At 33.0% G+C, this 13,151-nt stretch carries 11 protein-coding genes; 7 read left to right on the forward strand and 4 right to left on the reverse strand.

Annotated elements, in window-relative coordinates; all coding sequences use genetic code 11:
• Positions 1-767: 767 nt before the first annotated feature.
• From QLS71_RS18390 to QLS71_RS18400, 3 genes are read left to right on the forward strand one after another with little or no spacing between them, the layout of a single operon-like run.
• Positions 768-1,382: a fumarylacetoacetate hydrolase family protein gene (locus QLS71_RS18390; RefSeq protein ID WP_308992267.1), complete on the forward strand. Its 615-nt coding sequence runs from the start codon at positions 768-770 to the stop codon at positions 1,380-1,382.
• Between the two features lie 39 nt (positions 1,383-1,421).
• Positions 1,422-3,341: a DUF294 nucleotidyltransferase-like domain-containing protein gene (locus QLS71_RS18395; RefSeq protein WP_308992266.1), complete on the forward strand. Its 1,920-nt coding sequence runs from the start codon at positions 1,422-1,424 to the stop codon at positions 3,339-3,341.
• A 35-nt stretch (positions 3,342-3,376) separates the two neighbouring features.
• The gene (locus QLS71_RS18400) at positions 3,377-4,045 is read left to right on the forward strand and encodes a 3'-5' exonuclease (RefSeq protein WP_308992265.1); all 669 of its coding nucleotides are present in this window, start codon (positions 3,377-3,379) and stop codon (positions 4,043-4,045) included.
• A gap of 67 nt (positions 4,046-4,112) precedes the next feature.
• Here QLS71_RS18400 and acs read toward each other — a convergent pair whose 3' ends face one another.
• The 3 genes from acs to QLS71_RS18415 all read right to left on the reverse strand — a co-directional run bounded on the left by acs (position 4,113) and on the right by QLS71_RS18415 (position 8,125).
• Complete coding sequence (gene acs, locus QLS71_RS18405; protein ID WP_308992264.1) at positions 4,113-6,020, reverse strand: acetate--CoA ligase; 1,908 nt, start codon at positions 6,018-6,020, stop codon at positions 4,113-4,115.
• A gap of 136 nt (positions 6,021-6,156) precedes the next feature.
• Entirely contained in the window at positions 6,157-7,851 is a 1,695-nt protein-coding gene (locus tag QLS71_RS18410; RefSeq protein WP_308992308.1) for a sodium:solute symporter family protein, read from the reverse strand.
• A 19-nt stretch (positions 7,852-7,870) separates the two neighbouring features.
• Positions 7,871-8,125, reverse strand: coding sequence for a DUF4212 domain-containing protein (locus QLS71_RS18415; protein WP_308992263.1), 255 nt, complete (start codon positions 8,123-8,125; stop codon positions 7,871-7,873).
• A 434-nt stretch (positions 8,126-8,559) separates the two neighbouring features.
• On the opposite strand from QLS71_RS18415, the gene QLS71_RS18420 reads away from it, so the two are divergent.
• From QLS71_RS18420 to QLS71_RS18435, 4 genes are all read left to right on the forward strand, one after another.
• Positions 8,560-9,663 carry a heparan-alpha-glucosaminide N-acetyltransferase domain-containing protein gene (locus QLS71_RS18420; RefSeq protein WP_308992262.1) on the forward strand — a complete coding sequence of 368 codons (1,104 nt, stop codon included), beginning with the start codon at positions 8,560-8,562 and terminating at the stop codon, positions 9,661-9,663.
• Positions 9,653-10,024 carry an RNA methyltransferase gene (locus QLS71_RS18425; RefSeq protein ID WP_308992261.1) on the forward strand — a complete coding sequence of 124 codons (372 nt, stop codon included), beginning with the start codon at positions 9,653-9,655 and terminating at the stop codon, positions 10,022-10,024. The genes QLS71_RS18420 and QLS71_RS18425 overlap by 11 nt, the downstream gene beginning before the upstream one ends.
• A 93-nt stretch (positions 10,025-10,117) precedes the next feature.
• Positions 10,118-10,879: an NYN domain-containing protein gene (locus QLS71_RS18430; protein WP_308992260.1), complete on the forward strand. Its 762-nt coding sequence runs from the start codon at positions 10,118-10,120 to the stop codon at positions 10,877-10,879.
• Positions 10,880-11,068: 189 nt separating this feature from the next.
• On the forward strand, positions 11,069-11,998 hold the full coding sequence (locus QLS71_RS18435; RefSeq protein ID WP_308992259.1) for a hypothetical protein: 930 nt from the start codon (positions 11,069-11,071) through the stop codon (positions 11,996-11,998).
• 176 nt (positions 11,999-12,174) lie between these two features.
• Here QLS71_RS18435 and QLS71_RS18440 read toward each other — a convergent pair whose 3' ends face one another.
• Positions 12,175-13,122, reverse strand: coding sequence for a phosphoribosylaminoimidazolesuccinocarboxamide synthase (locus tag QLS71_RS18440; protein ID WP_308992258.1), 948 nt, complete (start codon positions 13,120-13,122; stop codon positions 12,175-12,177).
• Positions 13,123-13,151 lie beyond the last annotated feature (29 nt).

The following is a 13,151-nucleotide window of genomic DNA, read 5'->3' on the forward strand; positions in this document are numbered from 1 at the left end:
CTTTTTTTGAGCTAAATAAACCTTAGTTTAAATTAAATAGTAATCTTTTTCTACTATCCAAATCTTACTGGATTTAAATGTATATCACCTAATTTAACGTGAGTTGGATGTAACTTTAATTCAATTCTTTGTAGTCTATCTATATTGATGTTTGGTTTAGTAAGATTAATGAAATAATTCCAGATATTAAGATTAGTTATAAAATTATAAAAACACCAGTGTCTTGTATGCTCAATCTGATATTCGTTTTTAATATATTATTCACACTTTCGATTTGTTTTAGAATTCTACAAAACTATTATATATACTTCAACCAAACCAATAGAAACAATAACGAAATAACCACTTGACATTAAATATTGAATCCCCGAGGTTGCCCGAGGATTCAATAAAAAATTCTTTTTTTAACTTGATAAAAACCTTAAGGTTTCTAATTTTTCTATAAAACACGAATGTAAAATCAATAAATAAACCAATTAAAAAGGCTTATTTTATAAAAAACTATCCTTTATGTTCGTTTTGCTTTTTTTGCAAGTTTAGCTGCTTTCTTTTCTTTTGGAGTTAAAAGAGGTTCCTTCTTAACAGTTTTCTTTGCGTCTTGAGATTTTGCCATAGTAAGTAAATTTAATTAAACAATGTGTTAAATTATTTCCTATGCAAGATACAAAAACCGTCCAAATGAATCCAATAAAGAAGTAAAAATTAGTTTAATTTAAAAGCCTTATTTTATTAAATTTACATTCTAAATTATAACTAAATTAAACATTATGAAAATTCTGGCTATCGGAAAAAACTACGTAAATAATAAAGAAGAAATCATTGACAATAAAACAGGAAATCAAATTATATTTTCTAAGCCAGAATCGAGTCTTGTAAGAGACAATAAAGATGTGGTTTATCCTAGCTTTACCAATCAATTAAATTATGAAATTGAGTTGGTAATTAAAATTGGAAAAAAAGGTAAAGACATTCGTTTAGAAGATGCTGCTTCTTACATTTCAGAAATTGGTGTTGGTATCGATTATACCGCTAAAGATGTTTTTAATGCTTGTAGAGAAACCAAGGGGCCTTGGGATTTAGGTAAAGGTTTTGATGGTGCTGCGCCTATTTCTAAATTCAAACCCGTATCTAATTTTCCTAAATTGAACGATATTAATTTCAATTTAGTAATAAATGGAGATGAAAAACAAGTTGGAAACACCGCGTTAATGATTTACACATTCAGCGATATTATAGCCTTTATTTCCAAATACATGACTTTAGAACCTGATGATTTAATATTTACAGGAACGCCTGCCGTAGGTGCAGGTGAAATTTTTAAAGGAGACCATCTGCAATGTTTTATTGAAGGAGAATTGCTTTTAGATTTTAAAATGATATAATTCTTGTTTTAAAATAAATAAGAATTATAAATTTACTGAATGAAAAATTCTATTGCAGAACGTGTTTACGACTTCTTAAAAAATTATCCACCTTTTAATATTTTAAAAGATCGTGATTTGTTGGAAATATCTAAACAAGTGTCCATTATTTATTTAGAAAAAGGCGATACACTGTTTAAAAAAGGCGACACTTTTAACGAGCACTTCTATATGGTTCGAAACGGTGCTATCACTTCTTTTCACACGAATACGAATAATGTACAAGAAATTGTAAACATAAGCGATGCGGGCGATATCTTTGGCGTACGTCCACTCATTGCCAAAGAAGATTACAAACTTACCGCAACGGCTAATGAAGAATCCATTGTGTATGCTATTCCTATAGACACCTTTCAAGTCGTTACAAATAACAATGCTAAGGTTTATAAATTTTTAATTACAGCCTTCGCAACAAATGCTTACGATCCCTATACTGCCGAAGAAACGGGTAAAATATTTGCTGATTATTTACCGAGTACTTCACAGGATGTTGTAAGTTTTCAAACAGCTAATTACACTAAAAACCCCATTACATGCGATTTTAATGCGTCGTTAAAAGAGGCTGCCATTAAAATGAGTAGACACAAAATTGGCTGTATCATTGTTGTGGATAGTAATACAAATCCTGTTGGCATTATTACAAACAGCGACATTAAAAACAAAGTTGCCACGGGTTTATTTCCTATTGAAACGCCTGTTACCAATATAATGAGTTCGCCTGTTATCACAAATAAAAAAGATTTAACAGTAGCCGATGGTCAATTACAAATGATAAAACATAGCATTGGACATTTATGTATTACCAAAGATGGTACGGTAAATTCTAAGCTTATTGGTGTGTTAACCCACCACGATGTTTTAGTTACTTTAGGTAACAATCCATCGGTGATATTAAAAGAAATAAAACGTGCCCGACGTACCAAAAAATTAAGAACTGCTAGACTAAAAGCCAATACACTATTAAAAAGTTATTTAGAACAAAATATTCCCGTATCGCATATCATTAAAATCATTTCCCAAATTAATGATGCTGTTACTGTTCGTGCTATAGAATTGGCTTTAAAGAAAATGCCAGCACCACCTCCAGTCGCATTCTCTTGGTTGTCACTAGGCAGTCAAGGCAGAAAGGAACAATTGCTATTTACTGATCAAGATAATGCTATTGTTTTTCAGGATGTTGAAAAAGATAAATATGAAGAAACGCAATCTTATTTTTTAGAATTAGCCAAACTGGTTACCAAGTCATTAAACAAAATTGGATTTGAATATTGTGAAGCCGATATGATGGCACGTAATGCTGAGTGGTGCAAATCTATTACCGATTGGAAATTACAATTTGAAAATTGGATTTTAAATCCAGACGAAAAAGCCATTTTATTATCGTCTATCTTTTTTGATTATAGTTCTGTATATGGTGAAAAAAATCTGGTTGATGAATTATCCGATTCTATTTATGAGTCACTAAGCAAAACATCCTTATTTTTTAAGTTTTTAGGTAGAAATGCACTTAAAAACCCACCGCCACTTGGTTTTTTTAAACAATTTCTAGTAGAAGAAAATGGCGAACAAAAAGACCTTTTCAATATAAAAAGCAGAGCCTTAATGCCATTAATTGATGCCGCCAGATTGCTTACTCTAAGTAACAACATAAAAGGGATTAACAACACTTCGGAACGTTTTGAAAAGTTGGCAGAAATTGAACCCAATAACAAAGAGCTCTACCAATCATGTTCGTATGCCTTTAAAGCACTTTCAAAATTTAAAAGCAAACAGGGTTTATTACATAATAATTCCGGTCGATTTATTGAATTAGAAACACTTACTAAAGAAGAAAAATTAAAATTAAGACGTTGCTTTAAGCCTATTCAAGAAATTCAAGAAGCTTTAAAAATGAGATTCGATTTAAAAAACTTTATATAATTATATTAACCATTTAAAAATAATAGATATAACAAATGAATTTTGATTGGTTATTTAAGAAAAACCAAAAAAATCCTGATTTTTGGCAGGCATATCTCGATACGTTCAATAAAAAGAAAAGGAAAGATACTTCTATTGCAAACACCCGTTTTATAGCTTTTGATACTGAAACCACAGGATTTGATAAAAAAGAAGACCGTATTTTATCTATTGGAGCTGTTTCATTTGTTGGGAAAACCATTCAGGTAAAGAATAGTTTGGAGTTATATTTAGATCAGGATGTTTTTAGACCAGAAACTGTTAAAATTCATGGGTTAATGAAATCGGGCTCTCCAGATAAAGTATCGGAATTAGAAGCTATAAAAATCTTTTTAGCTTATATTAAAAATGCGGTTTTAATAGCACACCATGCCAATTTTGATAAAAATATGGTAAACGAAATGCTTGCAAGACATGATTTAGGAAAACTAAAAAACAAGTTTATTGATACTGGTGTTTTGTACAAAAAATCACTTCACATAATTTACAGACAAAAAGAAAAAATATACACTCTAGATGAATTAGGAAAAGAATTAAACGTCCCAATGGTAGATAGACATACAGCTACTGGAGATGCTTTAATAACTGCTCTAGTATTTTTAAAAATTACAGGACGTTTAGACAAACGTAAAAACCTAGATTGGGGTTATTTATTAGATGGATAATCTCAAAAAAACCACAAATACACTTATATCAAGTTTAGTGTATTTGCGGTGAATTTTTTAATTTACATTAAAGAGCATTATCCATAATATCCTGCACCACTTCTGGGTTTAACAAGGTGCTTGTATCACCTAAATTTGAGGTGTCTTTACTTGCTATTTTACGTAAAATACGACGCATGATTTTTCCTGAACGTGTTTTAGGTAAACCTTGTGTAAATTGAATTTTATCAAGTTTTGCTATAGGTCCAATTTTATCGGAAATAAGTTGATTTATTTCTTTTCGTAAATTATTTTGGTCTCTCGACTCGCCCGTATCTTTAAGCGTTACATAACCATATAAAGCACTTCCTTTAATATCATGTGGAAAACCTACAATAGCTGATTCAGCTACTGCTGGGTGTTCATTAATGGCATCTTCAATAGGTGCTGTTCCTAAATTATGCCCAGACACAATAATAACATCGTCTACCCTACCCGTGATACGGTAATACCCCACTTCATCTCGCAAGGCACCATCACCTGTAAAATATTTATTTTCATAAGCAGAAAAATAGGTTTCTCTATAACGTTCATGATTTCCCCAAATCGTACGAGCTATAGAGGGCCAAGGAAATTTGATACACAAACGTCCTTCTACTTGATTGCCTTTAAGTTCACTACCATGTTCATCCATTAGTACAGGTTGTATACCTATAAAAGGCAAAGTCGCATAAGTTGGTTTTGTTGGAGTAACATAGGGTATGGGTGTTATCATGATACCTCCAGTTTCAGTTTGCCACCAAGAGTCTACAATAGGGCTTTTGTTTTTCCCCACCACATCGTTATACCAATGCCATGCTTCTTCGTTGATAGGTTCACCAACACTTCCTAATACTTTTAAAGATGATAAATTATATTTTTCAACCAACTCGACACCTTGTTTTGCCAAAGCACGAATAGCGGTTGGTGCCGTATAAAACTGTGTCACTTTATGTTTTTCCACTATTTCCCAAAAACGTCCAAAATCTGGATAACTAGGTACACCTTCGAACATAACCGTAGTCGCTCCATTCGCTAGCGGTCCGTAAACAATGTAGCTGTGTCCAGTAATCCAACCAATATCAGCCGTACACCAATACACATCATTTTCACGATACTGAAACACATTCTTAAAAGTATAAGCAGTATAAACCATATAACCTGCCGTGGTATGCACCATGCCTTTTGGCAACCCTGTTGATCCTGAGGTATATAATATAAATAAAGGATCTTCTGCATCCATTATTTCGGCTTTACAGTCTGTTGAAGCTGCATCTAAAAGTGGTTGTAACCATAAATCGCGCCCCTCTTTCATTGTTACTTCAGAATTAGTGCGTTTTGTAACTAACACCCTTTTTACACCTGGACATTGATCTAAAGCTTCATCTACAATCCCTTTTAAATCGATTGATTTAGCGCCTCGATAAGATCCATCGGCTGTAATAACCATTTTACAATCACTATCATTAATTCGTGTTGCTAATGCTGTTGAAGAAAATCCAGCAAATACCACTGAATGAATGGCTCCTATGCGTGCACAGGCTAAGAGTGAAATAGCAAGTTCTGGAATCATGGGTACATAAATACACACTCGATCACCTTTTTGTATACCTTGCGCTTTCAATACGTTAGCAAACTGATTAACCCGTTTGTACAACTCACTGTAAGTAATATGCTCTGATGGCTCATCTGGATTATTGGGTTCGAACAAAATTGCGGTTTTATCACCACGGGTTGCTAAATGCCTATCAATACAGTTTTCGGTAATATTAAGCTTCGCCCCTTCAAACCATTTTACTTCAGGTTTAGTGAAATCCCAACTTAATACATGGTCCCATTTTTTGCGCCATACAAAATGTTCTTCAGCTACTTCTTCCCAAAAATTTTCGGGCTCTCTAATGGATTTTCTATAAACTTGATAATATTCTTCTAAATGTTTTATGTGGTAATTACTCATTTTTTTTATGTTGTTGTTTTGTTTGTCGTTAAATTATTTGTCGTTAAGTTGTAAATCAACTAAACAACTCCACAACATCCGACTTAACTTTATAATTCTAAATTGTTAATTGTTAATTGTTAATTGTTAATTGAAATTAATGTCCTGTTGCTTCCCCTGCACCGTTTGGTATACGTATGTTTTCAACAATATCTTGTACATCTTGTGGAGGTTCTGGTGTGAACTTCATAATAACAATAGATACTATAAAGTTAATAATCATAGCGATAGTACCAAAGCCTTCAGGCGAAATTCCGAACCACCAATCTGCTTTTCCGCCGCCACCAAACCAGTCGAACTTAAATTTAAGCATATAAAAAAGCATAGACAAGATACCTACAACCATACCGGCAATAGCACCTTCTTTATTCATCTTCTTATAAAAAATCCCTAAAATAATAGCTGGAAAAAAGGAAGCTGCGGCTAAACCAAATGCTAAAGCAACTGTTGCTGCCACAAATCCTGGAGGATTAATTCCAAAATAACCTGCTACACAAACTGCTACTACTGCCGCTAAACGCGCTGCAATTAATTCCCCTTTTTCTGAAATATTTGGATTGATCATTTTCTTTATTAAATCATGAGAAACGGATGATGAAATAACCAATAATAAACCTGCTGCCGTTGATAATGCAGCTGCTAATGCACCAGCCGCGACTAAAGCAATAACCCAGTCTGGTAATTGTGCAATCTCAGGATTGGCTAGTACCATAATATCATTATCTACTATCAATTCGTTTTTAATAGGATCTGCTAGATATTGGATATGACCATCGTTATTCTTATCATCAAACACAATTAAACCTGTAGTTTCCCACTTTTTGAACCACTCTGGCATTGTAGCGTACGATTGGTTAGATACCGTTTCGATCAAATTCGTTCTTGCAAAAACAGAAACTGCTGGAGCTACCGTATATAAAAGAGCAATTAATAACAAAGCTAATCCTGCCGATTTACGAGCATCTTTAACACGCTTTACTGTAAAGAAGCGAACAATAACATGTGGCAAACCTGCGGTACCAACCATTAATGCTAAAGTGATAGCAAATACATCAATCATTGATTTGGAGCCTTCAGTATATTCTGCAAAACCAAGATCTGTACTTAATCCATCTAATTTATCTAGTAAATAGGTTCCAGAACCATCTGCCAACTTACTACCAAAACCTAATTGCGGAATGGGGTTCCCCGTCATTTGAATCGATATAAAAATAGCAGGCACCATAAATGCAAAAATAAGCACACAATATTGAGCTACCTGCGTATAGGTTATTCCTTTCATACCTCCTAATACAGCATAAAACAAGACGATTATCATACCAATAATAACCCCTGTATTAATATCCACTTCTAAAAACCGAGAAAATACTAAACCTACACCACGCATTTGACCCGCTACATACGTAAATGATACTATAAGCGCACAAAAAACGCCTACTAAACGAGCCGTATTAGAGTAATACCTATCACCAATAAAATCTGGCACTGTAAATTTTCCGAATTTACGCAAATAAGGTGCTAATAATAAAGCTAATAGCACATATCCACCAGTCCATCCCATTAAATACACAGCACCATCATAACCTGCAAACGAAATAATACCTGCCATAGATATAAAGGAAGCGGCACTCATCCAATCGGCTGCAGTTGCCATACCATTGGCTAAAGGTGACACCCCTCCACCTGCAACATAAAACTCTTTGGTGGAACCTGCTCTAGACCAAATGGCAATACCAATATAAAGTGTGAATGTAATACCTACTATAATGTAGGTCCAATTTTGGACGCCCAAGCCTGCAGTTAAAAATAAACTATTCATCATAACCATATTTTTTATCAAGTTTATTCATAAGACGAACATACACAAATATGAGTACAACAAACACGTAAATAGACCCTTGTTGAGCAAACCAAAAACCTAATTTAAAACCTCCTATTCGTATGTTATTTAGTGTGTCTTTAAGTAAGATACCAGCACCAAAAGACACCACAAACCAAACGGCTAATAGTATAAAGAGGTACCTAATATTTTCTTTCCAATAGGCCTTTGCATTGTTTTTTGACATGTTTTATTTTATTTAGTTGGTTAATATTTAAGTTTAATTTATTCTAATGAATTGTTTGGATAAAATCTTCAATATTAAAAAAATTTCTCTCAAATAAATGATCTTTTATAAGTTATTCCATCCTGTACTTTACTGTTATCCTAACATTTAAAAAATAAGCTTTCATTATTCCTTAATTTAAAATAAAGGCTACGTCAAGACATGACTGCTAATATAAGACTTACTTATAAATCTATATATAATTATCCTTTTTATCTGAATGGAGTAAAAATACAAACGCATCGATAATATAAATAAGAGTTCATTACATCAGATTTTCAAAGCATTACATACCCCATTTAAAATATCTTTATATAATTACATAAATATTAACTGAGCTTTACTTGGTTTTAATTTTTAGAAGTATATTTACCCTAATCAAATTAAATTTAGGATTGCAAACTAATCGCTTATATTTTATTGATGCTGTTCGAGCATTTGCCATTTTAATGATGCTTCAAGGGCATTTTATTGATACCCTCTTAGATCCACTTTACAGAAATTCCATTTACCCCGCTTATAATGTATGGTCGTATTTTAGAGGTATAACGGCTCCTACTTTTTTTACTATTTCTGGATTGGTTTTTACTTATTTATTATTGCGCGCCAATGCCAAAGGCGACGATAAAAAACGAATGAAAAAAGGCATATTTAGGGGGCTTTTATTATTAGGAATTGGTTATAGTTTGCGTGTTAATTTAGTAAGCTGGTTTACTGGTTATTTTAGTCCGTACTTCCTAGTCATAGACGTGCTACAATGTATCGGTTTATCACTTATACTTTTAGTAATACTTTATTATATATTTAAAAACCATAGCTATATTTTTTCCATTGTACTTTTTTGCATAGCTTGTGCCATCTTTGTTTCGGAGCCTTTATATAGAAATTTAGTAATAGATGATGTTCCGCTAGTTTTTGCAAATTACATGACTAAAGTTAATGGTTCTGTATTTACTATATTACCTTGGTTTGGATATTCAGCAAGTGGAGCTTTTTTATCTACCGTATTTTTTAGACATTCACACCGCAGTCGTTTTAAACAATTTACCATTGCTACGTTTTTTATTGTAGGCTTATTTTTAATTTATTATTCAACCGAATTTCTTTTTTATCTTCATAAAGTAACAGGCTATGAACTGTTATATAGAAGTGCCGATTACAATTACTTGTTTATAAGAATGGGTAATGTTTTAATCCTTTTTGGATTGTTTTATACTTTTGAACGCTATTTAAAACAATCCATTATTTCTCGAATAGGAGAAAAAACATTGTCTATGTATGTTATTCATTTTATTCTTCTTTACGGAAGTTTTACTGGTTATGGATTAAAAAAGTTCTACAACCAATCTTTAAGCCCATGGGAAGCTATTTTTGGCGCCGCTATGTTTGTGATAGTAGTTTGCCTAATATCATTTTACTACGCCAAAACCAATCACTTTGTTTATAATTTAGCCAGAAAATTCACTAGTTTATTTAAAAGGAAACAACATGGCATTTGATGCTTTTTTAGCCGATAGAATACGTCAACAATTAAAAGAAAAACACATCTATTTTAGTGAATTAGGCATAATGGGTGGTTTATGTTTTAAAGTAGATAACAAGATGCTTTGTGGCATCCACTTCGATAAAAAATTTGGCAACAACTTACTCATGGCACGTGTGGGTGAAGCGGTTTATGAATCGGAACTAGAAAAACCAAATTGCTTACCTATGGATTTTACGGGTCGCCCCATGAAAGGTTATATTTTTGTAACTCCTGATGGTTTTGATGCTGATGACGACTTATCTTATTGGCTCGATTTATGCTTAGCTTTTAACCCATTAGCGAAGGCTAGCAAACCAAAAAAGAAAATAAAATAAATTCCTTTTTTGGTTTATAAAACTTAACTTCGCTTTTCTGTGAGTTTTTAAAACACTTTTTGCGACTCACAGTTACACACAATATTAAAATACATGGACACAAATATAAATTTAGCAGTACTTATTGATGGTGATAACATCCCGTCGGCACACGTAAAAGAAATGATGGAAGAAATTGCTAAATACGGCAACCCAACCATCAAGCGTATTTATGGTGATTGGACCAAACCACACCTTTCAAAATGGAAAAACCTTTTGCTTGAAAATGCCATCACACCTATACAACAATACGGTTACACTACAGGGAAAAATGCTACCGATTCTGCCATGATTATTGATGCTATGGACGTGTTGTATTCAGGAAAAGTGAATGGTTTTTGTTTGGTATCGAGCGATAGTGATTTTACACGATTGGCCGTTAGACTTCGAGAAGCAGGTATGCAAGTTATCGGTATTGGCGAAAAGAAAACACCAAACCCGTTTATTGTGGCTTGCGATAAATTTATTTATATAGAAATACTAAAAAACAAAGCGGATAGAGAAGATAAAGATGTTGATGCTGTTAAAGATAGCGTAGATAAAATCACCCAAAAAGATATTGAACTTATTAAAACTACTATTGCCGATGTATCCGACGATGATGGGTGGGCATTTCTAGGTGATGTTGGTAGTTTACTACAAAAAAAACAGCCAAATTTCGATTCCAGAAATTTCGGTTTTGATAAACTTACCCCTTTAATAAAATCAATTGATATTTTTGAATTAGAACAACGCGAAAACCCCAAAAGCCGCCATAAGCTTATTTTTGTACGTATTAAAGCGAAATCCGTTCCAGTTAAAAAGAAGCGACGTTAAAACTGATTTTCATTAATCTGGACTTGTTTCAGATTCTCATATAAAACTTCCTAAATTATTGAAGATGCTATTCTGAAATAATTCTAGAATGATAGCTTATGTTTATAACTTTTTGTTGTAAACCTAATATTACATATTGGTTTTCTTATTTTAAAAAACTAACTTCGCTTATAGGTGTAATTGAATGAAATGAGAATAGACAAAATTAAATTTAACATAAAAAAAGCTGAAGCTGCTAGGGACAATATATCAAATATAGACTTAAAACCCTTTATGGATAATTACTGCTTATCCTTGGATCAAATTATAACCACACTAGCCATTCCATATTTGTTTATGACAGTTGGATACCAACAAGGTATGCTTAAGTGCTTGCCTTATTCGACAGGTTTAAATGAAATTGAAAAGTTAGATGGATACAAGGAAAAAGACCCGAAAAAACATGCTGAAGCAATTATAAAGCACTTTGAAAACAAAGTAAAGGAAAGTAGTTCTCAGTCCTCTGCATTAGCAGAAGAAGAAATAAACAAATTGTTGGAAAATACTCCACCTTTAGTTGATGCTTACAGAACATTAGGGTTAAATACTCTTGTAAATTCATGGACAATTTTTGAAGCATTTTCAAAAGACCTTTGGAAATACGTATTAAACAAGCAACCACAAAAATTTATAAATAATTTATTAAAGTCTAATAACAGATTTTTAAATGAAATTGAAGGAATTAACGGAAAGCAGATTTCAATAAGTCTTTTATCAAAATTCAATTTTGATTTATCGAATAATTTAGGAGATATTCTTGCCCCTAAATATGATTTCACAAGTGCCAGTGGAATAAAAACTGCTTATATAGATTTACTTAACTTAGAGAAAATAGAATTAGCTTTTCTAAATGATAAACAAATAAGCCAACTTGAAATTACTCGACATTTGATTGTACACAATGCTGGAATAATTGATGAGGATTATTTGAGACGTACAACATATAAAAATGAAAAACTCAATGGTGAGATTACAATTAGTCATAAAGATGCTAGTACCATGATAAATGCAAGTGTAGAATCAGTAATAGAATTAATATCTTTAATAGACAAAAAAACAAAAGCCGTTAACAAAACCTAAACTCTTTTAAAACGTTTTTGTATATCACTCACATCAACATTTATAAAAGTCTAAACTATAATGTTTTCTTAGTCATGTCGAAATGAGACACGATTGAGACATCACATAATACTTGGTAGAACATAAATTATGCGATTTCTCGTAGCGTCGAAATGACTGAGAAGTTCATAAAAGTCCTATTTTTTCAAATAAGCCAAAACATTCGTTTCAATACGTTTTTGTATATCGCTTACATCACCTTTAACAAAAGTTTCGCCTGTAATGTTTTCGTAAAGTTCTATATAGCGTTCGCTCACGGTTTCAATATAGTCGTCACTCATAACAGGTACGGTTTGCCCCTCTAAACCTTGAAAGTTATTAGCAATAAGCCATTGGCGTACAAACTCTTTACTTAGTTGTTTTTGTGCTTCGCCTTTAGCTTGTCTGTCCTCATAACCATCCGCATAAAAATACCGTGAAGAGTCTGGGGTGTGTATTTCATCAATCAACACAATTTGTCCCTCTTTGGTTTTTCCAAATTCGTATTTAGTATCAACCAAAATCAAACCACGGCTTGCCGCTATTTCAGTACCTCTATTGAATAATTTACGGGTGTAATCTTCCAATACCAAATAATCGGCTTCACTAACAATACCGCGTTTTAAAATATCTTCTCTAGAAATATCTTCATCGTGGTCGCCCATTTCAGCTTTAGTAGCTGGTGTTAAAATAGGCTCTGGAAACTTATCGTTTTCTTTCATCCCTTCCGGCATAGCCACACCACAAAGCATGCGTTTTCCCGCTTTATACTCGCGTGCTGCATGTCCACTCATATATCCACGAATAACCATTTCCACCTTAAAAGGTTCGCATAAATGCCCAACAGCCACATTCGGGTCTGGTGTTGCTGTTAACCAATTGGGTACAATATCTTGAGTAGCCGCCATCATTTTGGTAGCTATTTGGTTTAATATTTGCCCTTTGTACGGAATACCTTTTGGCATCACCACGTCGAAAGCCGACAAGCGGTCCGTAGCAATCATAACCAATTGCTCGTCGTTAATATTATAAACTTCTCTAACTTTTCCATGGTAAACAGATTTTTGCTCTGGAAAATTGAAATTGGTACTTGTAATTGTATTCATTAAAGGCTGTGTGTTGTTTGTCTTGCAAA

It is taken from the genome of Mariniflexile litorale (assembly GCF_031128465.2).
In the GTDB taxonomy this organism is placed as follows: domain Bacteria; phylum Bacteroidota; class Bacteroidia; order Flavobacteriales; family Flavobacteriaceae; genus Mariniflexile; species Mariniflexile litorale.

Excerpts from the sequence above, each read along its gene's own strand:
- QLS71_RS18390 (WP_308992267.1), top strand. The coding sequence starts at position 768 with ATGAAAATTCTGGCTATCGGAAAAAACTACGTAAATAATAAAGAAGAA.
- QLS71_RS18395 (WP_308992266.1), top strand. The coding sequence starts at position 1,422 with ATGAAAAATTCTATTGCAGAACGTGTTTACGACTTCTTAAAAAATTAT.
- QLS71_RS18400 (WP_308992265.1), top strand. The coding sequence starts at position 3,377 with ATGAATTTTGATTGGTTATTTAAGAAAAACCAAAAAAATCCTGATTTT.
- acs (WP_308992264.1), bottom strand. The coding sequence starts at position 6,020 with ATGAGTAATTACCACATAAAACATTTAGAAGAATATTATCAAGTTTAT.
- QLS71_RS18415 (WP_308992263.1), bottom strand. The coding sequence starts at position 8,125 with ATGTCAAAAAACAATGCAAAGGCCTATTGGAAAGAAAATATTAGGTAC.
- QLS71_RS18425 (WP_308992261.1), top strand. The coding sequence starts at position 9,653 with ATGGCATTTGATGCTTTTTTAGCCGATAGAATACGTCAACAATTAAAA.
- QLS71_RS18430 (WP_308992260.1), top strand. The coding sequence starts at position 10,118 with ATGGACACAAATATAAATTTAGCAGTACTTATTGATGGTGATAACATC.
- QLS71_RS18435 (WP_308992259.1), top strand. The coding sequence starts at position 11,069 with ATGAGAATAGACAAAATTAAATTTAACATAAAAAAAGCTGAAGCTGCT.
- QLS71_RS18440 (WP_308992258.1), bottom strand. The coding sequence starts at position 13,122 with ATGAATACAATTACAAGTACCAATTTCAATTTTCCAGAGCAAAAATCT.